The sequence below is a fragment of the Veillonella magna genome (assembly GCF_959600285.1).
Lineage (GTDB): Bacteria > Bacillota > Negativicutes > Veillonellales > Veillonellaceae > Veillonella_A > Veillonella_A magna.
Map to the genome: position 1 here is coordinate 1 of NZ_CAUGKU010000014.1, position 25,484 is coordinate 25,484.

The following is a 25,484-nucleotide window of genomic DNA, read 5'->3' on the forward strand; positions in this document are numbered from 1 at the left end:
CTCTTCCTTCGCTTTCAAAAACCGTCTGTCGTAAGCGACTTGTATATAATACATGGTCTTCAAATATTCGTCAACTACTTTTTTAAAAATTTTTAATTTTTGGTTAATTGTAAAATGAAACTGAACACATAAAAAATCCATAGTGACTACGCCGTGTTATGATTAAAGTGACAAAACTAGACCAACACACGAGGTATCACTATGGACTACACTAATCATAACACATCATTGCGTACAAACAAACACCTTTCGTATGAAGAACGTTTCTACATTGAAAAGCAGCTGCAGGCTAATGTCTCGAAATCAGCCATTGCCAAAGCACTTGGTCGTTCTAGAACAACGATTCATACTGAAATCAAACGTGGCACCGTAGTACAAATTAAGCAAGGTACATCAGTACTCATGTACTTGGCCGATCGTGGTCAGGGCAGTTACGAAGCATCTAGAAAAGGTTCTTTCAATACCTTGAAGGCCGGTGCTATTGAAGCATTCTTGGCTTGGATAGAAAGTAAAATTGTAAAGGATAGATGGTCATTGGATGCAGCTGTTGGCTATGCTATACGCAATCACCTGTTTGCACGTGATGCAATGGTATCCGCTAAAACGCTATATAACTATGTGCACCAAGGAATACTTCCAATAGCTCCTATTGATTTACCACTTATGGTGCGCCGTTCGACCCGTAAGGATAGAATACGTAAGCACAAAAAGCACTTGGGAAAGTCCATTGATTTACGAGATACGTCTATCTTACGCCGTGAAGAATTTGGTCATTGGGAGTTAGATACGGTACGAGGCAGCAAAGACAAGCAAGATGAGGTAATCGTTTCTTTACTTGAACGCAAAACACGAGCCTATGTAACGCTTAGGTCTCCTTCAGCTAAGGCAGCAGATATTACAACTACCTTACAGAGTTGGTTAAGTCGGTGTAGTGACGTCTTAGATAGCAAGAGTTTATGTAAAACGATTACGTCAAATAACGGGCTTGAATTCGCCTCCATTACCAACCTAGAAAATGAGGGACTCCAAATCTTTTTTGCTCATCCCTATGCCGCATGGGAGCGAGGGTCTAATGAAAGACACAATGGATTGTTGCGCCGTTTCATTCCCAAAGGTATTCCTATACATACTGTGTCTGAAGCCGCTCTTAAACGGGCAACAAATTGGTGTAACACATTACCCAGAAAAATTCTTGGCTACCGTACACCACGAGAGGCATTCCTTGACGAAATTAGAAAGCTAACGGATGTAACGAGTGTTCAATTTCATATTGCAATTTAGAAAAAATTTTTAATTTTATTTTTAGTTTTATTAACTTATAGCTTCCACCATCTCCAAAGCTCTCTGTCATGTAAAGTTCCATGTACGTAAAATTACTACTTGAAAAAATAAACTATCAACTCCTTTTCTCCCTGCTATTTTATTAAGATACTTATAAAACAGCGGCCCCCTCTGATATCTTTTACAGATTCAGAGTAGAGCCGCTCTTTTTATAAGCTTACTAACTATCAAACCCTACTTTACGTATTTAAGTATGCTTCCTCTACGTAACGAACCGCACTGAGCGCTGCAATCTGTCCTTCGCCTACCGCCTTCGCTACCTGTAGTGGCTGTCCAGTCATGTCACCTACCGCATACAGTCCCACAATATTTGTTTCCATGCCACGGCCTACCGACACTGCTCCATTAGACATACCCAAGCCCTCTACTAATTTATCAGGAGGATCTGCTTCGCGGAGAATAAATACTCCATCAACAGATAAACGCCCCTTCTTTGTTTCAATAGCTTCTACTTTTTTCTCGCCTATAATAGCATGCCATGGATCGCCAAGATGAAGTGTACAATTTACCGGAATAATGATTTCCTGCAAAGCTCGCTCTGTCGCTACATCAAATGTATACTTCTTTGTACCTACTCCAGTACCTCCATTTTGATTCTCTAATTTTTTACGAACTAGTACAGCCACTTCACCTACAGGGTATATATGTATAGTGCTAGCTAGTTCTGATAGATATTGCACACTACTCCATTCAGCTTTTGAACTTATATGAATAGCAATTTCTTTGTCTTTAAAAAAATTACCATCACAAACGGCGCAATAACTGACACCGCGCCCCAACAGCCGGCTCTCTCCGGCAATCGGTCTGCTCACCGGCACGCCCGTAGCTAAAATGACAGACTTTGCTTGATACACTTCGTCAGCGGCCATCAGGACAAAAGGACGACCTGGAAATACACTTTGAATGCGCTTCTTTACAATCACCGGTTCAAGATTACACACCTGCGCTTGTAAATTATCCATAAATACTTCACCGCTCACCGTTGGCAAACCCGGATAATTATCTATGCGCGGGGCACGCCGTAATTTATCACTAAAATTTGCTCCTTCAAAAACGACGACGGACTGTCCTCTTACTCTGGCTGTCAGTGCGGCCGACAATCCTGCCGGACCTCCTCCTACAATTGCTACATCATAAATCATATAATTCTTTTACTCTTGTATACCTTCTAACTATTACAAACTGCATTTACAAAATTACACTATTTCTGTGGCAAATGAAATTTGAAACCTTGTGCTTCTGCTTGCTCGATAAGATGTTGACGGCTTAATTGCGGATTCTGTAATTTCTTTGCAATTTGTAATGTAAAGGAATCCATCCGACGATTAGCATCACGCAAATCATAATACTCAGTCATCTCTTCATCGTAATCTTCCATCAATTCTAAATAATTATCAAACACGTGATATGTGTCGTCAAACACATTGGCTTCTCGTGCCATACGCGGTTTAAGCTGAGGCTTTTGATCCGATACACCCAAACCAAGACCTACTACTGGGAAAGTAAACTCCGGCAAATCTAACAGTTCAATCATCTTTGGCACATCATTAAGAATACTGCCTAAATACACGGTACCAAAGCCGGCCAACTCAGCAGCACCTACCATATTTTGAGCCGCTAAACAAGCATCGGTCCACCCCTGGAAAAAGCGATCGCTATCACATTCCGCATCATTAAATACACCTTGTTCGCGAGCAATGCGTGAATTTCGATATACGTCAACAATAAAAATAAATAATTCAGGCATACGCGCTACATATGGCTGTGTACAAACTTCTGCAATTTTAGCCTTAAGCTCCGGATTCACAATACGAATAATGCTAAAGCTTTGCATTCCTTGGCTACTAGCGGTTCGCTTCGCTACATCCAACAATATACTTAATTGCTGCGGAGGAACCGGGCTCGACTTAAATTCACGGATACTTTTATGATTTAATAAAATGTCAATAGGATTCATAGAATGACCTCCCAAATCTGTTATATAGACAATTTCTAAATTATATAGACAATTTTTAATCTAAGAGTATTGTAACACAGACCTAAATAAATGCAAAAGTTATCCTACAAGTGTACATTTTCTTATATATTCTGATTCATACAGGCATTTTTAATTAATTTGTTTCCTATGCAAGGAAAAATTATTCATGTGTCCTTCACAGAATGATGATATACTACTATTACAATATGTAATGTATATCAGTTGTGAGGAGGAATTGTAATGACAATCACAAAAAAATTAGCAGCCAAAGCACTTCTTGTTGCCACATTAGCTACAACAACTTTTGGCGGTGCTTCGTTAGCCGCCGCTCCAGCCGGACAGGACGTACCTGAAATCCAAGTGAGCGGTACAGCAACCCGCTCGCTGGCTCCTAGCTATGCAATGCTCACATTGGGAATTACTTCGCAAGACGCTTCGGTGAATACGGCCAAAAATGCCAACGACCGTGTCATGAGTGACTTGATTTCTCGCCTAACTGCCATGGGTATTACTAAAAATAACATTCAAACTTCCAACATTTCTATTAATCCCAATTACGACTATAACGCCAACAATACCCGTAACCGCAATACTATTACCGGCTATACTGTATCCAACACGGTAAATGTAAAAATTACGGACATCAACAAAGTAGGCAAAGTGATTGATGCCGCTGTAGCTAGCGGTGCTACCAATGTCAACTCTCTCAATTTTGAAAATGATATAACCCAAGCATTAAACGATCAGCTTACTACGGAAGCCATCAAGAATGCGCGCCATCAAGCCGAAATTATTGCTGCCGCTCTTGGACGTTCTGTAGGTGGAGTAAAAAACGTATCTATCAGTGGCACACAAAGCTATGAAATGGACAACCTTCCGCGCATGTATAAACTAGCTGCCTCGATGAGTACCGCAACTCCTGTTGAAGGCGGATCTACGACCGTAACCAAAAATGCATCAATTACGTTCTATCTTCAGTAACACTATAAATTAAAAGGCCCTTCTGAACTGAACCCCTTTCGTTAGACACATTTGGGGTTCAGTTCATCGGGGCCTTTTTTATTATAAAAAGATGGCTCCCATCACAGGAACCATCTTAAATACCTCTATACTTCTTCCGGTACAACACCTACATGGACTGCCACAATCCCGCCGGTCAGTTCATAATAGGTGGCTTCTTTATATCCGGCTTCTTCAAACATAGTCAAAACCTGCGACTGGTGAGGATATCTTCGCAACGATTCCGGTAACCACGCATACGATGAATTATCCTTACTCAATTTACCCAATACAGGCAGAATATGTTCAAAATATAGATAATACAGTTGCTTGAATCCAAACGCAGTTGGCTTTGCCAATTCCAACGTGACAACACGCCCGCCCGGCTTAACCACACGTCTCATTTCTTTTAGTGCTTGCATAACATCCGGTACATTACGCAAAGCAAATGCGCTCATAGCACAATCGAAGGAATCTTTATGGTAAGGCAAATTCATCGCATCACCTTCTACCAAATTTACACGATCCAAAAGCCCTGCTTTTGCTAAACGCTGCTCGCCATGTTGTAACATTTCCGGACTAAAATCCAGTGCTTCCACCGATAGCATCGGCTCTTGACGCAGCGCTTCCTTGGTCAGCATGCCCGTGCCGCAAGCCACATCAAGCAAGCGGTTTCCCGGCTGTAGCCCCAACTGCTTCACCGCAAAACGGCGCCAGTATGCATCTTGATGAAAACTTAAAATTGTATTCATTATATCGTAATGTTTCGCAACATTTGAAAAAACACCCTGCACAAAAGCTTCCTTATCCGAATAAGAAGTAAACTTACGTGCCGATAGTTCTCGTTCCACCTTCATAGTAAACCTGCTTTCCAATCAACCTAACCATGTTTACAAAGGACAGGCTTGTTTCCTCACGACAAGCTGTCCCTCGTTCTGTTCCCTATATTATAATTCATGACCATTATTTCTGCTAGTATTCATACAAAAAAATTTTTATATTTTAAAAATTCAATTTTTTCAAATTCCCCCTTGCCAATATTTCTTATCCGTTTTATAATGACATATGTCCTCACAGAGTAGAAACTCAATAATGTATTGTATTCATGTAGTATGTGTAGAACAGAGGAGTGATTAGTATGAAAGCATTCTTACAAAAGCTCAATCGCATGAGCTTGATTAAGCAAATTATCATCGGCTTAATCATAGGTATCGCAGCCGCATTATTTGCACCGGAGGTGGCTGTTGAGTTATCACTGTTAGGTGTTATCTTTGTAGGTGCTTTAAAAGGGATTGCACCTGTATTAGTCTTTTTCTTGGTTGTCGCTGCTGTAAGTAAACATCGCGCCGGACAAAAAACGGGGATGCGACACATTTTATTCATGTATGTATTGGGCACATTCTTATCTGCCGCCGTAGCCGTAATCGCAAGCTTTGCCTTCCCCACCATATTACATTTGGCAGAAGCAGCAGGTGATGCGAAACCTCCGGAAGGGATTGCCGAAGTATTGATAACCGTATTGAAGAACGTAGTCGATAATCCGGTTCATGCCTTAATGACAGGTAATTACATCGGTATTCTCGGTTGGGCCGTGCTCTTTGGTCTAGCTTTACGCGGTGTTGCCGATGATACTAAAGAAATGGTATCCCATATTTCCGAAGCTGTTACTAAAGTAGTTCAATGGGTAATTCGTTTAGCTCCTTTTGGTATTATGGGACTCGTGGCCGAATCTATTGCTACCAATGGTATTGAAGCTTTAATCGGTTATGCTAAACTGTTGGGTGTACTCTTAGGTAGTATGTTCTTTGTAGCTTTAATCGTAAATCCTATTATTGTATTCACTTATTTAAAACGCAATCCATATCCACTGGTATTCAAATGTCTGCGTGAATCCGGTATTACCGCCTTCTTCACTCGCAGCTCTGCCGCTAATATTCCTGTAAATATGGACCTTGCCAAACGGCTCGGTGTTAACCCTGATACATATTCTATTTCTATTCCGTTGGGTGCCACGATTAATATGGGCGGCGCGGCTATTACTATTACGATTATGACGTTAGCCGCTGTAAATACGTTACATATCCAAGTGGATATTGCCACCGCAATTTTATTAAGCGTTATTGCTACTATCGGTGCTTGCGGAGCATCCGGTGTTGCCGGAGGATCCTTGCTACTAATCCCGCTCGCTTGCAGCTTATTCGGCATTAATAATGATATTGCCATGCAAGTAGTTGGCGTTGGTTTCATTATCGGTGTATTGCAAGACTCTACCGAAACAGCACTTAACTCCTCCACCGATATTCTCTTCACGGCCGCTGCCGACTTTTCTCGCAACGGATATCCGGAAGATATCAATGCTGTAAAAATGAATGTATCCCGTAATGCATAAGCGTACATCAATATATACGCTCTCATTACAAAACTATCTACTTAAGATTTAATACACAATAAAAAAATTCACATATTACATACGAAAAGACCTTGTAACGATAATTACATATCGTTACAAGGTCTTCTTTTTTAGACATCTCAGTTATTACTCATGAATTCGCTCTTCGCCAATATAACTATGTTCGGCATTAATCGTTACATGATAGTACGGATTCATTGCTTCTAATATTCTCTTAATGGATTGACTTATTTCATCCTTACGTTGCTTTTCCGTATATGGCACAACCATATCAAATAACACATTCAGATGATCATCCGATTCAATAGCACGTAAGTCATGAATACTGATACGATCGTCATACGCCTTCACCACACTGCGAATTTGTTCATAAATAGCCATAGTTTGTTCATCACGTAACAGAGGATCCATATGAATAGTTAATTTTAAATGTAATTCTTCCAATGCCTTTCGTTCTATATGATCAATCATATTATGGCTCTTAATGATATCTTGATTAGCATCCACTTCTACATGAATACTGGCAAATTCATGCCCCGGACCATAATCATGAATCATCAAATCATGAACGCCTAATACTCCATCAAAGCTTTGTACAAAATCAGCAATTTCACGAACTCGTTCCGGTGTCGGTTCATTACCGAGCAAACGACTTGTAGATTCTTTAAATACATGATAGCCGGCACGACCAATCATCAATGCTACGATAGCTCCCAGATATCCATCAATAGGATATTCTAGAAAACTGCCTGCCAGCAAACCGATCGTAATCCCCGCTGTAGCCCATACATCGGATAAGCATTCCAATGCATTAGCCCGTAAGATTGGGGAATCAATTCTGTTTCCCATATACTTAAGAAAAGAAGCCAACCATATTTTTAATCCCATAGCTACAAGCATAACAATAATGGCTACTGCCGATACATCAACAATTTCCGGATGCATAATACGATTGACGGCTTCAATCATCAACTGAATGGCTAATACAAACAGAATGATAGAAAATCCGATAGAGAATAAATACTCCATCCTGCCATGCCCGTACGGATGCTCTTGATCCGGCTTTTTCGCAGCCAAGCGAAAGCTTAAAAACGATATAGCCGAACCACCGGCATCCGCCACATTATGAATACCATCGCTAATCATAGCTATAGAGCCAATGAGCCAGCCAACAATCAACTCACCTAGGCACACTAATAAATTAACAATCACCCCGGTGATACTGGCTACATTACCATACTGAGTGCGAACACTTGGCACCTTTATCATATCGTGATTCTTTATAAACTGCTCAATCAAAAATTCTCTCATAGATACCTCTCCCTATTTGTTGTTCATTATTCTCAATAGATTATCATTATTTTATTGATTAGTTTATTGTACTCTTTTTATCGACAAACTGCAAGTAGTGAGAATAAAAAAATATACGCTTACTATCAGCTCCTTCGCTAACCGTAAGCGTATATATCAATTTACATAAGCAATACCACTTCAAGGTATCTGTCACGAACAACGTACCCGGTATTCATCCTAAATTATCTATTAGATAACGACTTACCAGCGATGTTCGTAGTATACCTGTGTCCACATAATGATTTCCGATAATGTCGGGTGTGGTGTCATAGTTTCTCCTACGGTAATAACCGAATGCGGATCCATTTTACGTACCAACCCTTTAGCGCGCAACTTCTTCGTTAACGCGGAACCTATTTCTTCATTAATTGCCTGCAATGGCGTATCACCACTATTCAACAAATTAACAAACGGTTGGAACAAAATGGATGCTTGCGGCCCGATAACATGAACCCCGAGAATATAATTGGTTTCTTTATCCACCACAATTTTTACAAAGCCATCATGCTCATCACCCGGATCAAATCCCATGGCAAACCCTTTTGCCGAGGCGGAATAAAAATTCTTCCCCGTACCTACATCATAGCCCTTTTCTATTGCCTCTGCTTCCGTCAATCCTACATGTCCCACCTGTGGGTACGTAAAAGTAACGGCCGGAACAAGATCGTAACGAGCCCATCTAAAATCCTCCGGAGACGATGCATGATATAAATTATGGGCCAAAATATCAGCTTCATAATTTGCCTTATGACGGAACGGTGCTTCCCCATTGACGTCACCTAACGCATACACTCCGTCAACGGAGGTTTCCAAAAATTCATTGGTCATAATCCAACCGCCACGCTTTGTCTTAATTGACGTATTTTCTAAGTGAAGTTCTTCTGTTGCCGGAACAATACCGGAAGCCATCAGAATTTCCTCACCCCGTATTTCCTGAAGCTCTCCGGTGGCTCGATCACGAATAACAACTACTTTTTCACCGTTTTCCACGCGCACTTCTTCAGGTTCCTGATTCAGGATAACACGTATACCCAATTTAGTAATGTCTTTATAAATTTGTGCCGAAATCTCTTCATCTTCTTTGGGTAACAATCGACGATTATGCTGAATCAATGTTACCTCTGTTCCTGCCGCAGCAAATACATGGGCAAACTCGGTTCCGATAGGACCGCCCCCCATAACGATAAGTCGTTTAAAAGGTGCCTTCGGATATTTTTCACCGAATAAACTTTCACTGCTCATATAACCGGCCTCTTCCAAACCGGGAATAGTGTTGATTTTAGTGTGTCCTCCCACACCCAAAACAATAATCGGTGCCGTCAATTCATCAGTGACCGTACCATCCTTCATCGTTACCATAATTACTTTATCACGTACGAAGGACGCCGCGCCGCGATACACATCTACATTTTCAAAACCATCATAATAAGATTCAACGCCTTTGCTCTCGTCAATTTTATGCCATACACGTTTACTCATTATATCCCAATCAATGGTAGCCGGAGTTACCTTTACACCAATTTTAGGCAATTCCTCTATCTCACGAACTGCATCGGCTACGGTAACCATTACCTTTGTAGGAATGCATCCGCGAGTAAGACATGTACCACCGAATTTTCCTTTTTCTATAATGGCTACTTTTTTACCTTTAGCAATAGCCGCGTCAGCTACAATAGTAGCACCGCCGGTACCTACTACGATAATATCATAGGTCTTCATAGTTACATCCTTTCTTGAAACTATAATAGTCTGCGTTTGTAATACACCCTTTTTCCCGCATATATTATACCATATCGAAAATGATAAATATAGTAAATATGCTATTGCTGATTGTGCAACTCCCCCATCATACATAGTCCTATGTATCAATTATGCATTACTCTGCCTACTTAGATCCCTTTTTTCTTGAGGTCTATACGAGCATAGGTTATAATGGCTACATGTATATATAGTATACGTACCAAATAAACGCATACTCCATTACATAAGTCTTTCTACAGCAAAGGAGGGTCACCTATGAAGGTTTCCCCACATTTAGCACAAAACATCGTCGAAAGTATGAAGTCTATTATTAAACAAGATATCAACTTCATCGATTCCGATGGCACTATAATAGCCAGTACAGATCCGGCCCGTATCGGTACTTTCCATGAAGCCGGTCGTACCGTATACCAATTAAAACGTGTCTTGGTCATCTCCGAAAGCGATAGTTACGAAGGTACCCGCCCGGGAATTAACCTTCCCGTCCATATAAATGGCGAAGTCATTGCCGTAATTGGTATTACAGGCACACCGGAACAAGTAATTACCTTTGGCAATATTATTCGTAAAATGACAGAAATTCTAATTTTGGAAGAAGAATTTAGAAATGTCAAACAACGCGAAGTCGATCGCAATCGTATGCTACTGGAGGATTTAATTTTCTATCCGCAAAACTTTGCCGAACGTTGGGACGAGGCAACTCTTTCCTTTTGGCGGTCCGATGACGATTACAAACGCATCGTACTCATTCGTTCCGATACATCTCAATTCAATTTTCTCAAAGATGTTCGTCGTCTGCTAGAACAGTATATAGAACAACTCCCTCCATTAGTAAAAAGTAGTATTCTTTGGACTGAGCACGAACAAATGATGGTTCTTCTCTATAAAGAAAAAACTACCTCTCAGCTCCTACCTTGTTTGCAACAAATCGAAGAACTAAAGTTTAACTATCCCTCTATGGTTGTTGCCATCGGAAGTCGCGTTCACCGTGATTTCCGTACCTCTTATCGCGATGCTCAACTAGTACAAGATACCTACACAGCACGACCGGAAGTTTCATGCATCGTTAACTATGATGACTTAACGATAGAACTTTTATTTAATCCGGAAAATACATATCGCCAACAACAACTACAAGAAAAGGTACTCGGACAATTAACCGATAAAGAGTTAGAAGAGTTCTACCACATCTTACAACTCTTTGAAACTCATAACGGATCTATTTCCAGTATTGCCGATGAACTCTTTATTCACAAAAATACATTGCAATACCAAATTCAAAAGCTCCGTCGCATTACCGGTTATGACTTGCGAAACTACCATGATTTTATGGTTCTGCGCTTAGCGTTTACGTTATATCATCACACAACACAACATGTATCCGAAACTAAAGCTAGTGATTCAGATACCGATGAGCAATAATCTATATTCGGTGCTTTGTTTTCCTGTTAAAGAACTATAAAATAAAAAGGCTGTAACGCCTTGAGGTTATCCCTCATGACGTTACAGCCTTTTTTATTTCTATACATCCATTATCACAGCGTTTTCTACTGCTTCAAGCAAAGTACCGTCTTCCAAAATGCCCGTAATCTTTTCTAATTCCTTAAACATTTCAATATCCTTATCGTAATCGATAAATGCATTGCTCTTGCGAATAGCATCATAAGCGGCTTTAGTGCCTTTACCTAACGTTGCCTGTTCCTCCCGCAAATCAATAGCCTGACAGGCAGCTAATAATTCTGTAGCGACTACACGCCGTACATTTTCCACAATTTCACCGGCTTTTCTGGCTGCATGAGCTCCCATACTAACCAAATCTTCTTGGTTTTCACAAGATGGAATGGAATCTACCGATGCCGGATGCGCCAATACTTTGTTTTCACTTACTAAAGCTGCTGCCGCATACTGCGTAATCATAAACCCGGAGTTTAATCCGGAATGCTTAACCAAGAATGACGGGAATCCGCTGAGAGAGTTATTAAGCAAGCGTTCCAAACGGCGTTCCGATACATTAGCAATTTCCGCTAATCCTATTCCTAAGAAATCAAACGGTAACGCCATCGGTTCTCCGTGGAAATTGCCACCGGAAATTACATCACCATCCGGCAATACTATTGGATTGTCCGTGACAGAATTAATTTCAATATCAACCTTTTCCTTAACAAAGGCTAATGCATCCTTAGAAGCTCCGTGAATTTGCGGTACACAGCGCAATGAATACGGATCCTGCACGCGCAATTCACCTTGCTTTGTTACATATGTACTCCCCTTTAATAAAGTTCGTAAGTTACGTGCCGTATCAAGCTGCCCTTTATGAGGACGGATACTATGAATACGTTCATCAAATGCATCGATGATACCTCTCATAGCTTCCAGCGACAAGGCTGCTGCCACATCACTTAACTTGAGAAGGCAAATACCTTCCCACAACGCCAACGCGCCTACCGCCGTCAATACCGGTGTACCATTAATTAATGCCAAGCCTTCTTTCGCTTGTAAAGCAATAACAGGTATATCTGCTCTCTCCATAGCTTCTTTTCCCGGCAATAACTGTCCTTCGTATTCTGCATCACCTAATCCCAACATAGGTAGCACCATATGAGCCAGCGGAGCCAAATCACCGGAAGCCCCCAATGAACCCTTTTCGGGAATATACGGATGAACACCTTTATTAATCATAGCAATTAACGTTTCCAGTGTTTCTAAGCGAATACCAGAATAACCTTTGACTAGCGCATTTGCTCTGATAAGCATCATGGCACGCGTTAATTCACGGCTAAAGGGTTTGCCAAATCCGCAAGAATGCGTACGAATTAAGTTTTCTTGCAACTGTGAGCAATCTTCCTTTGAAATATGTACGCGGCATAAGGATCCAAAACCTGTGGTAATGCCATACACTACGGCTTCGCTATTTACAATAGAATCCACTATAGCACGGGAATCTACAATCTGCTGTACTGCTTCTTCACTAATACGAACCGTTGCATCGTAACGTGCCACCGCTACTAACTCTTCCAACGTCAAGTCATGTCCGGTTAATACAACCTCTTTAATCGCTTTCACACTGTAAGTCATAATTGCCTCCTATCTGTCCTAGCCTAGTAAAATGGCACCGATAACGCCACCGATAAAGAGCGGGATATCGTAGAATATAAATGTCGGAACACAAGTGTCCCAAATATGATTATGCTGTCCATCCGCATTAAGACCGGATGTTGGTCCCAATGTGGAGTCCGATGCCGGCGAACCAGCATCGCCAAGAGCTGCGGCAATACCGATTAAGAGAATAATAGACGGTACGGAGAAGCCAATTTCAATCCCCATCGGAATATAGATGGAAGCAATAACCGGAATTGTACCAAAAGAAGTACCAATCCCCATGGTAATCAACAAGCCTACTGCCAACATCAAGCAAGCTCCGGCAAACTTAGAATCAATAACGGAAGTAGTAGCTGCTACTAAACTCTGAACCGACTGTGTTTCACGAAGTACATTAGCATAGCCGGCTGCAATGAGCATAACAAAAGCTATAAAGCCCATCATGCGAACCCCACCGTCAACAGTCGTATCCATTTCTTTCCAACGAATGCAACCGGTAAGGAGCATAACTGCCAAGCCACAAATAGCGCCAATAGGAAGCGATTCAAAATAAAGCTGTGCTACAAAAGCAACGGCAGCACCCAATAATGCCATCCAGCATTCCTTTGTCATCTGTGTATCTTCCGGATTTTCATCGGCACCGATTACCGGCAAGTCCTCATAATCACGCTTACGACTATACGCAATCGTCGCTAACACAAGGCCAACTAACATGGAGGCACCGCCAATCCACATAACCGCTGAAATATCGCTGATGCCTACATCAACACCGTTCGCTACCATCTGATCTTTAATAATTGTCATAAATAATAGCCCAAAACCAACCGGCAATGATACATATGGTGCTTTCAAACCAAAGGTCAACGCACAAGCTACGGCTCTCCGGTCGAGCTTCATCTTATTCATCAAAATCAGCAGTGGCGGAATAAGTATTGGAATAAATGCAATATGTACCGGAATTAAGTTCTGCGAGAAACAAGCAATAAAGGCGATCAAGAATACAAATGCTGTTTTCTTTCCGCCGATTACCTTCGTAATCTTACGCGATACAACGCCGGCCAGTCCCGACCGTCCGATAGCAACCGCTAAAATACCTAACAAAATGTAGCTGAGAGCTGTTTCTGAGTTACCACCCATACCATTGATCAAGGATCCTATGGTATCCGGCAACGACATTCCGCCGCTAAGTCCGGCCACAATACCGGCGACCACAATAGCTAAGAGGACGTTCATCTTCAGCAAACACAGCACTGACATAACAATGACCGAAATCACTATAGGATTCGCCAAAATTTCCATACACGCTCAACTCCTTTACACTAAACCACTAAACCTAGTACCTTACTGCGGATATATAGAATACTGTATATCCTTTATATTATGTAAATAGTATAGCTTGCAGTAGCCTTAAAAGTGTCAAAATTCTACTTGATTTTCAAGCTTGATTTTTTTGACTCTTCGTCACGAAAAAATAAAAAGAAGGTCTCACTGTCGATAATTCATCGATAGTAGACCTTCTTTGGACGTTTTTTATTTGACTAAAGAGGTAAATAAATAAACATAAAAACCAATCTCTCAATTTTGTTATTCATTAACCATAGATTCTATCGTTTTACGTTCATGCGTATCACGATAGACATCTAAATATCGCAATGCCCGACCTCCGTACATAGAAGCACTGCCACGATAGTGACGGCTGATTTCTGTAGACGGATATTCTTTCTTAATAAGCGCAATGGCCATATTCACATAACCTATTTCTTGCGGATTATTCATCATAGCCAATTTAGCCATAGCATCATCTAAAAATTGGATAGCTTTCTTTTCGTCCCCTTCCTTCATAGCTAGCAATGCCATATACGACTCTACGATAGGACGGCGCCAATAAAAATCGTAACGATTAAAGAAATTATAGGCCTGTTCAAAATATTCCTTAGCCTTATTATATCGCCCCAAGCTGTAAGCGGCAATACCTGCATTACAGGAGAACACCACCCAAGAGCTGTACGCTTGTTGATTTTTACAAATCTCCAACGCCTTATCATAATATTCAATAGCTTCTTCAAACCGTCCCGAACCACGCCTTATCTCACCGATATAATTATAGGCAGCCGCAATATTAAGTGCATAACGTCGTGCCACAGTCTGTGTCACCATAAACGTGGCAATAGATTCATTTAAAAGTCGTTCCGCTTCTACAAAATCGCCTTGCATAATCATATTCAATCCTTTAAGGCGCAACAAAATTCCTACTTCCTTATGGTAATTGCATTCCACCGCCAAATCCAATGCAATTTCCAAATAGTTTTTCATTTCCTCGGCATTGCCAATCTGAATATCATAATAAATCATCTGCTTATATCCCATAAGGGCATAATCACGATTATTCATTTCCAGGGATTGTTCAATAAGATCAAGAATATAGCGAACGCCTTTTTCATATTTACCTTCGCGAATAAAGTAACGTCCGATAAGGTGTAAATATACCAATTCTAGGTTACGCACCTCCGGTGTCGCGCCGTACGTCTGACGAATACGTTCCATCATTGCCTCAACACTTTCTAAATATTGCAACGTATCCGCTTCCGTAAAGTAGCTGGCACCACCTGTCTGCATCGGTTCAGCTGTTCCCAGCACAGGGAATAGTTCATGACTGAAGTTCAAATAATACATTAAACTCTTCAATTTATAGCGTCCCATCATAACAAGATCACCGGCTTGTTCAAAATGATATTCTAAGTGCTGATAAATATATATATCCTGTTTAGAATGCGTCAAACGCTTTTCCCATAACCCGGCTAAATAACCATGTAAAATTTTCCATTTTTCCGGCGATAACTGCTTTTGAATAAACTCTTTCAACTTCTGCTGCGTTACTTCATAGATGACTTCCGTCTGCTGTGGAATCGGCGAAATTAAATTTTTACCCTCCAGCACCTCCAAACGATCCAACAGCTGGAGATTATCCATCTGCATGTACTCGGATATCATTGCTAACGGGGCTCCGCCGTAGAAAAGTGAAATAAAATCTAAAATCTTTTGTTGTTCTTCTGTCAGCGATAAACAGGTCGCTTTAAAAATAGTCTGCATATTATTCGTCAAGCTATCAAAGCGCCCCGTAGATTCCAGTGCATGCAAACATTCCATTAATAAAAATAGATTTCCTTCTGTTTCAAGCTGCAATCTCTGTATAAGATTATCATCTACCTCTATAGGTAGATGTCTGGATTCTACCAAGCGCCGAATATCCTTTTTGGTCAGCGGATTCAATACAGTAATATGCAGCCGCTTATACATAGCTACAGAAGTAACAAAATGCTGGAAATCCTTTTCCCGCGAATCCCTACCGGTCAACAAGAAAATAAGGCGATCTGACTGTTTTCGCAAAATTAAACTATTTAGCAGTGATAAACTGAGTGGATCCATCCATTGTATATCTTCAAACACAATGACCAACTTTTTCTCGGCCGACGCAATGTCAAGTACTGACGAAAGTGTATGGAACAGAGAATCGAATTTTAAAATATCTTTAATTTCCATAAGGCCTAAATCGCGGTCAATACTCATATCCATTTGTGGGAATAAAGTATAAATACGATTCAATTCGAAATCAGGCACCTCCGTACCTCGTGAGCGCAATAAATCTACCAAGCCTTCCATAATTCCCGTCCAAGGATGTAATAAGAAGTTGCGTTCCATCTGATAACAATTAGTTTGTATAACTGCCACTTCATCAGTCAACACGCTAAGCGCAGCATCCTTCAAACTGGTTTTGCCACTACCGGCATCCCCCATAATCATCAAAGCCTCACCGGTACGTCCACGCAAAAATGACCACATGTGCGTGCTCAGTTCTTCAAACTCAGTTTCACGACCGATTGGTACTGAAACACCCTTGCTAAATCCAGGCTGTGTATCATCTTTTTGTAACGCCTGCCTGATAATGCTATCAATTTCTTCTGGCACCGAAGCATGCAACTCACGTGTAAAAATATCTTTCATGGATTCGTATAATTCCATGGACTGTTGCATCTTACCTTGTTCACAATAGGCGCGCAATAAAATAGCGTATACACCTTCATCGTAAGGATTATAGTTGAGTAACATCTGTCCATAACGTTCGATGACGGTAAAATCTTTCTTTTCCGCCGCTTCTTCGATTTTAGCGCGCACTGTGTCCATATACAGACCCTTGAGTCGGTTGCGTTCCGACAGATACCAGTCCTCGTATTCCACCGAATCCTTAATGAAAAATCCCTGCAAAAAATCTCCCTTATACAGATCAAGATTTTCTTCCGGATTCTCCTCAAAACGCTTAACATCAATATCAAACTCTACATCCGGATTCACTTTGATAATGGCCTTGCGCGGTGAAATAAAAGTTTCCGAGCCTAGCATTTTCTTTGCTTCATAAATTGCATTACGTAAATTTTTACGTGCTACGGTATCGGGCTTGTCTGCCCATAATATGCCGCTTAATTCATCGCGCATAACCGTACCGCGCACTAAAATGTAATATACCAATGCATTTACTTTGTTATACGAGAAGAACACTTCTTCTCCATCCTTGATAATAACCGGCGTACCTAAGAAGCGCGCTTCTAATTTACATGCCATACCTATCCCTCACTATACACAAAGCAATACTTTCCTTATATCGCTTACACCAATCGTCAAATTATACCGTCAAAAGAAAGCGTCAAATAATTTCGTCAAATAATCTTTCTCTTGATTCCCTATGCCCCTCATATACGCCTATTATAACAACAAATACGATGATATTACATAATTTAATGTCATTTTTCATAAAAATCACTATAACAATTTATCATAATTCTCTCTACTATGCTAAAGTTATGCAATAAAAAAGCGTTCTCCCCTGATATATCAGAGAAGAACGCCTCATTACCATGGCTTATGCACGATGAACAATTTCACCGTTTTTAATTACCGTTTCCACTATATTCACGCCCGTGTGGTACGGTAAGAATTTATAAGAGGGGTATTGCAGAATCACCAAATCTGCCTGTTTTCCCACTTCAACAGAACCTATTCGATCCGCTCTGTCTACGGCAGCAGCACCATTAAGCGTCAATGCCGTAATTGCTTCTTCCGCTGTCATGCCCATATAAATAACAGCCAAAGCAATCATCAGTGGTACGGAGTTTGTAAAGCCGCTGCCCGGATTAAAGTCAGTCGCTAATGCCACCGCACAACCGGAATCAATCATCTTACGCGCAGCCGCATAAGGTTCTTTTAAGCAAAATGCTGTCGTCGGCAACAATGTAGCCACTACTCCGTTGTCGGCCAATGCTTTGATTCCTGCCTCCGATGCATGCAACAAATGATCTGCCGACGTACATTTCAGCTCGCCGGCCAATTCAGAGCCACCAAAAGTAACAATTTCATCAGCATGAATTTTTAACTTAAAGCCCTGCTCTCTGGCAGCTGTTAACAATTTGCGACTTTCTTCAATGGAAAATACACCTTTTTCGCAGAATACATCGCAAAATTCGGCTAACTTTTCCTTTGCTACCGTTGGCATAACATCGCGTAGTAAGAAATCGATAAACTCATCGTTTCTATCTTTGTAGCTTGGAGGTACCGCATGAGCCCCTAAAAATGTCCGCACAATACTCACCGGCTGTAGCTCTTCCAAGCGTTTCATTACACGCAACTGCTTGAGTTCCGTATCATAATCCATGCCATAGCCACTCTTGCCTTCTACGGTGGTAATGCCAAAGGCTAACATCTTCTTTAAGAAATCCAAACTGTGAGTAATTAATTCATCTTCCGACGCTTCTCGAGTTGCTTTCATAGTATTAGCAATGCCACCACCGCGTTCCATGATGTCCATATAGCTCATACCTTCCATGCGCCATAGAAATTCATCGGCCCGATAACCGCCAAACACAAAATGGGTATGTGAATCCACAAATCCCGGTAAAACGGTCTTTTCCTTAGCATCAACCTGCCGCTCCGTAGGAATTTCTTTCTCCCATGCCGGATTATCACCAATAGCAACAATCGTACCATCTTCTATTAAAATCGATTGATTTTCATAGATAGCAACATCTTTCATATCCGCCCCCCGAACGGCTGAATGTCCTTTAGGGGTAACGATTTGCGATGCGTTTTTTATCAATAATCGTTGTGTCATACATCCTCACTTTATCCATTAGATATAACTGTACGAAAGATAGTTGGGAGATACCATCCGCAACTATCTTCCGTCAATTTCAGATTAGTCCTTTACTACTTTTGCCGTAGGATACACTTTGGCTACTGCAGCCTTAACTTTTGCATCATCTGCTACATAAGGAATTGTAATATGACCGATGCCTTCCCGCGTTTTATTAAAAGCAACTGCTGTTTCCATAGCATGTTCGTTACGTGCCCACGAACGGCGAGCTACACCACCGATAACATCCCATGATAATGCAGAACGAATAATTTCATCAACGCGATGGCTACCATCAAGAACAAGACCAAAACCACCGTTAATAGCTTTACCTATACCGGTACCTCCACCATTATGTAAGGCTACTAAACTCATACCACGGGCTGCATTGCCGGCATAGGTTTGAATAGCCATATCCGCCATAACATTAGATCCATCCTTAATATTGGATGTTTCGCGGAACGGCGAATCCGTCCCCGATACATCATGATGGTCACGACCCAACATAACCGGTCCTATTTCACCTTTGCGCACCAATTCGTTAAACTTCAATGCAATGCGTACACGACCTACTTCATCCTGATACAGAATACGTGCCTGTGTACCAACGACCATTTTATTTTTTTCCGCATCACGAATCCAATTATAATTATCGCGATCCTGATAACGGCGATCGACATCAATACATTCCATAGCCGCCATATCTGTCTTATGAAGATCTTCCGGCTTACCGCTAAGGCATACCCAGCGGAACGGTCCATAGCCATAATCAAATAACTGCGGCCCCATAATATCTTCTACATAGCTTGGCCAAATGAATCCATCTTTTTCATCTATCCCATTCTTAGAGATTTCCTTAACTCCGGCATCATATACAGCTTTCATAAAGGAGTTACCATAGTCAAAGAAGTAAATACCTTTTTCCGTTAATCGTTTCAATGCACGGAAATGAGCCTGTAAGGTTTTATCTACGAGTTCTCTGAACTTCACCGGATCATCGGCCAGCATCTGCGTGCGTTCTGCAAAGGTAATTCCCTGTGGACAGTAGCCACCATCATACACATTATGGCAAGAAGTCTGGTCGGAGATTAAATCTACATGAATATCATTGTCCGCGATGTATTCCAATAAATCTACAATATTGCCGTGATATGCATAGGCTTTACCTTCACCGGCTGTCATAGAAGCCTGTGCCATAGCAATCACTTCCGGTAATGATTCGGATACACCTGAAATCCAACCTTGGTCCAAACGCGTTTGGATTCGTGACGAATCCACTTCAGCGATAATAGCCACACAGTTAGCAATTTCTGCAGCCTTACCCTGAGCTCCGCTCATACCGCCAAGACCTGAGGTAACGAACAGCTTACCCGTTAAATCGCCGTCTACCGGAATGCCTAACTTCATGCGGCCGGCATTTAAAATCGTATTGAATGTGCCGTGAACAATTCCCTGCGGTCCGATATACATCCAACCGCCTGCCGTCATTTGTCCGTAGTTGGCTACCCCCATTTCTTCTGCAATTTCCCAATCTCTCAGATTATCAAACATACCGATCATCATACCGTTGGTAATGATAACCCGTGGTGCTTCCGGTTTAGAACGGAACAATCCCACCGGATGACCGGAGGCTACTACCAAGGTCTGATCCTGTGTTACCTCTTCCAAGTACCGTTTAATTAATAGGTATTGCATCCAATCATGGCACACACTTCCTGTTTCACCATAGGTAACCAATTCATACGGATACAAAGCTACCGCAAAATCAAGGTTATTATCAATCATAACCTGAAATGCTTTGCCTTCCACGCATTTGCCTTTGTATTCATCAATCGGCTTGCCGTGAAGATTTCCTTCCGGGCGGAAGCGATATCCGTAAATTCGTCCGCGAGTTGTTAATTCTTCCAAAAACTCTGGAATCAGCTCTTCATGATACTCTTCTGGAATATAGCGCAACGCATTTTTCAATGCAATTTCCGTTTGTTCTTGTGTCAAACGGAACCCTCTATCCGGTGCCCGACGGATACCCTCTTTGAACGGTTTCGGTTGCGGTAATCCATTAGGAAATTCTAGTTTAATCGTCATAGCCTCTGCAATTACTGCATTATTCATTTGGAGCACCTCTCTTTATTACATAAACCATCTATTCCGCGCCATTAGGCATTTCTTATGATTATGGTATCCTCTTTTCATCTGAAAAACGTCTAATACCTTTCAGCTTTACTTGATTTTTAATTTTAAAGCTATTTTTCATCTTATTTCCCATTTCCTAGCAATGACTTATCTCTGACAATCGATGCTCCTTGTCATAACAGTATGAAGTAGCATTTGCTCGTAGAGGCTATTTCGCCATGCCCTATCTTCTATAGTCGATTCGCCTTGTTATTACAGTATGAAGGAGCGGTTGCTCGTAGAGGCTATTCGCAAGACCTAGCCTCCTAGAGCAACCGCTCCTTCATCTGTTCCTAACAAAAGAATTGTCAACTATACCGTTCTCTGTAAATATTCATCCATAGCTGCCGCTGCTTGCTTACCGGCACCCATAGCTAAAATAACTGTAGCCGCACCTGTTACTGCATCACCACCGGCAAAAATTCCTTCCCGCGTAGTTGCTCCGGTCGTTTCATCTACAATAAGACCGCCCCATTTATGTGTATCTAACCCTTTTGTAGTTGAGCGAATTAATGGATTAGGCGATGTTCCCAACGACATAATAACCGTATCGCAAGGAATGATAAATTCCGACCCCGGAATTTCCATCGGACGCCGACGACCCGATGCATCGGCTTCACCAAGCTGCATCTTAATACATTTCACACCGGTAACCCATCCCTTATCATCATGCAAGATTTCCACAGGATTTGTTAAAAGATTAAATTCAACGCCTTCTTCTTTTGCATGATGGACTTCTTCTGCTCTCGCCGGAATCTCATCCTCGCTACGCCGATACACAATCTTTGACTCGGACCCGAGACGCAATGCCGTACGGGCTGCATCCATCGCCACATTACCGGCCCCGACGGTAACACATACCTTACCGATAGCAATCGGTGTATCATACGTATCATCATACGCCTGCATCAAATTCGCCCGCGTTAAGAATTCATTCGCCGATAAAACGCCGTTAGACTGCTCGCCGGGAATGTGCATAAACTTTGGCAGCCCTGCACCGGAGCCGATAAAGACTGCTTTAAAGCCTTCTTTTTCCATCAAGTGATCAATGGTCACCGTACGACCTACAATAACGTCCGTTTCAAATTTCACACCTAAATTTTTAATATTTTCTACTTCCTTATTTACAATGCGGTCCTTCGGCAAGCGGAACTCCGGAATACCATAAGCCAATACACCGCCTAATTTATGCAAGGATTCGAAAACGGTTACATCATACCCTTTTTTCGCTAAATCTCCTGCGCAGGTAAGACCGGCCGGGCCGGAACCGATAACGGCTACTTTAATTCCCTTAGGTGCTTCTTTTTCACCAAAGACCACCCCATTTTGTAGATTTGTATCCGCCACAAAACGTTCAAGCTTCCCGATTGCTACCGGCTCGAATTTAATTCCCATTACACAGGCACCTTCACACTGCTCTTCTTGCGGACATACACGCCCGCAAATAGCCGGCAAGGCACTTTGCTTAGAAATAATACGCCCGGCTTCTTTTATGTTGCCCTCCTTCAAGGCACTTATAAACCCCGGTATATTAATATGTACCGGACAAGCTTGGACACAACGAGGGATTTTACAATTTAGACAACGGTTGGCCTCTAGAATTGCTTCTCGTTCATTATATCCATAGCATACTTCTTCAAAATTGCCGGCGCGGACCTTGGGATCCTGCTCTCGCACCGGTACACGTTTACTTTTGTCACCGGGTACCAATGACTCCACAGGAACATCGGCCTCACAAGTACAATTCGGATTCGGATGGAGGGCATCCATTTCACGTACCAGCTTACGGCCTTCTTCCGTCTTATACATACTTTGTCGCTGCATAGCATTATTAAAGTCAACTAAATATCCATCAAACTCCGGTCCGTCTACACAGGTAAATTTCACTTCATTGCCAATAGTAACGCGACAAGCCCCGCACATCCCTGTACCATCAACCATGATAGAGTTAAGAGATACCACGATAGGTATGCCCAGCTCTTTAGCTGCCAAGGTGGCAAACTTCATCATAATCATCGGACCAATCGCTACAATGTGATTGTACTCTTTGCCATCTGCAATAAGCTGTTTCATACATTGAACAACATTACCATGAAAGCCATAGCTCCCATCATCGGTTGCCAAATATAAATTCTCTGCTACCGACCGCATTTCATCTTCATAAATAATGATATCCTTTGTCCGTGCGCCGATAATTACATCGGCTCCTATGCCGCGCGACTTCAAATATTTAACCTGCGGGTATACCGGTGCCGTGCCCACGCCACCGCACAAGAAAAGAATTTTTTTCTCTCTCAATTCTTCATCATTCAATTCGGTTAAGTCTGTAGGATTCCCTAACGGTCCTACAAAGTCGGTAACAAAATCGCCTGCTTCCAATTTTGCTAACTTCTGTGTGGAATCACCCAAGGTCTGAAATACAATACTTACCGTTCCCTTATCACGATCATAATCAGTAATCGTCAACGGTACACGTTCACCATATTCACCGTGTTTGACAATAACAAATTGTCCCGGCAAAGCCGACTCTGCCAATCTTGGTGCCAAAATATCGAATTGATACATGTTAGTATGAAGCTGTCGTTTCGTTACAATTTTAAACAAGAGAACTCACTCCTTTGTACAGCCCGATAGGGTCCCTAATATGTTCGCTGCATCCCTAACCTCTACCTCTGACACAACAAACGTCATCCGTTATTAATCAAACTCATTGTACAATACATTTACGAATAATTAAAATGATATTTGCTCATAATCCTTCTTGATAATTGAAAGCGTTTGATTTATAATGATGTCATAAGATAATAACTATCTCATACAGTCATAAGCGTGTAATTCCGGCTGTACCGGCTTTGATAGCGATACGACTAGACACGCCTTGAGGTAGATTTTTGTTCTACTTACAGTTAGGAGGTTTCATTATTATGGCTTATTCTACTTTTAGTATCCCTAAACAGGTAATCCATGGCAACAATGCATTGGAGTTTTTATCCACCTTAGAAGGGAAACGTGCCAGTATTGTTACGGGCGGTCATTCCATGAAGCGTTTTGGTTTTCTTGATGAAGCGAAAACCCAATTGGAAAAGGCCGGTATGGAAGTACAAATTATCGACGGTGTCGAACCGGATCCTTCTATAACTACCTGTAAAGCCGGCGGTGCTAAGATGGCCGAATTCCAACCGGATTGGATTATCGCCTTAGGTGGCGGTTCTCCTATGGATGCCGCTAAGGTAATGTGGGTATACTACGAGCATCCGGGATATGATTTCATGGAGCTTGTTCGCTTTAATTTCCCACCGCTTCGTACAAAGGCTAAACTGATTTGCATTCCTTCTACTAGCGGTACTGCTTCGGAAATCACGGCCTTCAGTGTAATCACCGATACGGACAATCACATCAAATATCCGTTGGTCAGCCCGCAAATTGTACCGGATGTAGCCATTTTGGACGATCGTATTCCGGCAAAGATGCCTCCGCTTATTACAGCACAGACCGGTATGGATGTTATGACACATGCTATCGAAGCTTACGTATCAACCGCAGCCGATGATTATACCGACCCGTTAGCTCTTCACGCCATTCAATTAGTTTTCGAATATTTGGAAACAGCTGTGAAAGAACCGACCAATATGGTAGCTCGTCAGAAGATGCACGATGCCTCCACTATGGCAGGCATGGCATTTAGTAACTGCTCACTCGGTATTGTTCACAGCATGGCTCATAAAATCGGCGGCGAGTTCCATCTTACTCACGGAGAAGCCAATGCATTAATGCTTCCTTATATCATTCAATTCAATAAAAAAGCCACTAGCAAATATGCTCGCTTGGAAGGTATCCTCGGTATCGACAACCTAGAGCATGCCATTTGGAACCTCAATGCTCGCATTGGTTTAACGAAAACAATTCAAGAAGGTACGAATACCGTCATTAAAGAAAAAGATTTTCTTGCAGTCCTCGATCGCATGAGTGAACGCGCCGAAGCAGATGCTTGCACCTTGACGAATCCGCGCAAACCATCGGTAGAAGATATTAAGAACATTTATAAAGCTGCTTACTACGGCAAAGATGTAAACTTTTAAGTCCGTAGTTGATATAGCCGTTCCCATGCGCCTGTACACCGCATGGTGATACAAGCCTATAAGCATACAGAAAGGCCACCGTGTAATCATTGATTGCACGGTGGCCTTTCA

At 41.8% G+C, this 25,484-nt stretch carries 16 protein-coding genes; 5 read left to right on the forward strand and 11 right to left on the reverse strand.

The window, feature by feature from the left end; genetic code table 11:
- Window positions 1–201 precede the first annotated feature (201 nt).
- Entirely contained in the window at window positions 202–1,281 is a 1,080-nt protein-coding gene (locus Q5873_RS08220) for an IS30 family transposase (protein ID WP_303060143.1), read from the forward strand.
- Window positions 1,282–1,520: 239 nt separating this feature from the next.
- Here the strand turns inward: Q5873_RS08220 and Q5873_RS08225 are convergent, their stop codons facing one another.
- Both Q5873_RS08225 and Q5873_RS08230 read right to left on the reverse strand, forming a co-directional pair.
- Complete coding sequence (locus Q5873_RS08225) at window positions 1,521–2,483, reverse strand: NAD(P)/FAD-dependent oxidoreductase (protein WP_303060374.1); 963 nt, start codon at window positions 2,481–2,483, stop codon at window positions 1,521–1,523.
- Window positions 2,484–2,542: 59 nt separating this feature from the next.
- Window positions 2,543–3,298 carry an NADPH-dependent oxidoreductase gene (locus Q5873_RS08230; protein WP_303060375.1) on the reverse strand — a complete coding sequence of 252 codons (756 nt, stop codon included), beginning with the start codon at window positions 3,296–3,298 and terminating at the stop codon, window positions 2,543–2,545.
- Between the two features lie 261 nt (window positions 3,299–3,559).
- On the opposite strand from Q5873_RS08230, the gene Q5873_RS08235 reads away from it, so the two are divergent.
- Window positions 3,560–4,300 (forward strand): SIMPL domain-containing protein, encoded by a 741-nt coding sequence (locus Q5873_RS08235; RefSeq protein ID WP_303060377.1) that lies wholly within the window; start codon window positions 3,560–3,562, stop codon window positions 4,298–4,300.
- Window positions 4,301–4,425: 125 nt separating this feature from the next.
- Here Q5873_RS08235 and Q5873_RS08240 read toward each other — a convergent pair whose 3' ends face one another.
- The gene (locus tag Q5873_RS08240) at window positions 4,426–5,175 is read right to left on the reverse strand and encodes a class I SAM-dependent methyltransferase (RefSeq protein WP_288191177.1); all 750 of its coding nucleotides are present in this window, start codon (window positions 5,173–5,175) and stop codon (window positions 4,426–4,428) included.
- Between the two features lie 281 nt (window positions 5,176–5,456).
- Between Q5873_RS08240 and sstT the strand changes: the two genes are divergently transcribed.
- Entirely contained in the window at window positions 5,457–6,707 is a 1,251-nt protein-coding gene (gene sstT, locus Q5873_RS08245) for a serine/threonine transporter SstT (protein ID WP_303060380.1), read from the forward strand.
- A 147-nt stretch (window positions 6,708–6,854) separates the two neighbouring features.
- On the opposite strand, the gene Q5873_RS08250 is transcribed toward sstT, so the two are convergent.
- Both Q5873_RS08250 and Q5873_RS08255 read right to left on the reverse strand, forming a co-directional pair.
- Window positions 6,855–8,039 (reverse strand): cation diffusion facilitator family transporter, encoded by a 1,185-nt coding sequence (locus tag Q5873_RS08250; RefSeq protein ID WP_028255288.1) that lies wholly within the window; start codon window positions 8,037–8,039, stop codon window positions 6,855–6,857.
- Between the two features lie 243 nt (window positions 8,040–8,282).
- Window positions 8,283–9,800 (reverse strand): dihydrolipoyl dehydrogenase family protein, encoded by a 1,518-nt coding sequence (locus Q5873_RS08255; RefSeq protein ID WP_303060382.1) that lies wholly within the window; start codon window positions 9,798–9,800, stop codon window positions 8,283–8,285.
- 297 nt (window positions 9,801–10,097) lie between these two features.
- On the opposite strand from Q5873_RS08255, the gene Q5873_RS08260 reads away from it, so the two are divergent.
- Window positions 10,098–11,264: a CdaR family transcriptional regulator gene (locus tag Q5873_RS08260; protein WP_303060383.1), complete on the forward strand. Its 1,167-nt coding sequence runs from the start codon at window positions 10,098–10,100 to the stop codon at window positions 11,262–11,264.
- A 99-nt stretch (window positions 11,265–11,363) separates the two neighbouring features.
- Here Q5873_RS08260 and hutH read toward each other — a convergent pair whose 3' ends face one another.
- From hutH to Q5873_RS08290, 6 genes are all read right to left on the reverse strand, one after another.
- Window positions 11,364–12,917 (reverse strand): histidine ammonia-lyase, encoded by a 1,554-nt coding sequence (gene hutH / locus Q5873_RS08265; RefSeq protein WP_288760194.1) that lies wholly within the window; start codon window positions 12,915–12,917, stop codon window positions 11,364–11,366.
- Window positions 12,918–12,935: 18 nt separating this feature from the next.
- On the reverse strand, window positions 12,936–14,240 hold the full coding sequence (locus Q5873_RS08270; RefSeq protein WP_276627136.1) for a Na+/H+ antiporter family protein: 1,305 nt from the start codon (window positions 14,238–14,240) through the stop codon (window positions 12,936–12,938).
- Window positions 14,241–14,525: 285 nt separating this feature from the next.
- A complete protein-coding gene (locus tag Q5873_RS08275; protein ID WP_303060386.1) occupies window positions 14,526–17,558 on the reverse strand; it encodes an AAA family ATPase in 3,033 nt (1,010 codons plus the stop codon).
- Between the two features lie 298 nt (window positions 17,559–17,856).
- Window positions 17,857–19,101, reverse strand: a complete 1,245-nt coding sequence (gene hutI, locus Q5873_RS08280; RefSeq protein WP_303060388.1) for an imidazolonepropionase — start codon at window positions 19,099–19,101, stop codon at window positions 17,857–17,859.
- A gap of 84 nt (window positions 19,102–19,185) precedes the next feature.
- A complete protein-coding gene (locus tag Q5873_RS08285; RefSeq protein ID WP_303060390.1) occupies window positions 19,186–21,234 on the reverse strand; it encodes a urocanate hydratase in 2,049 nt (682 codons plus the stop codon).
- 372 nt (window positions 21,235–21,606) lie between these two features.
- The gene (locus Q5873_RS08290; RefSeq protein ID WP_303060392.1) at window positions 21,607–23,898 is read right to left on the reverse strand and encodes a bifunctional dihydroorotate dehydrogenase B NAD binding subunit/NADPH-dependent glutamate synthase; all 2,292 of its coding nucleotides are present in this window, start codon (window positions 23,896–23,898) and stop codon (window positions 21,607–21,609) included.
- Window positions 23,899–24,218: 320 nt separating this feature from the next.
- On the opposite strand from Q5873_RS08290, the gene Q5873_RS08295 reads away from it, so the two are divergent.
- Window positions 24,219–25,373 (forward strand): iron-containing alcohol dehydrogenase, encoded by a 1,155-nt coding sequence (locus tag Q5873_RS08295; RefSeq protein ID WP_205088137.1) that lies wholly within the window; start codon window positions 24,219–24,221, stop codon window positions 25,371–25,373.
- Window positions 25,374–25,484 lie beyond the last annotated feature (111 nt).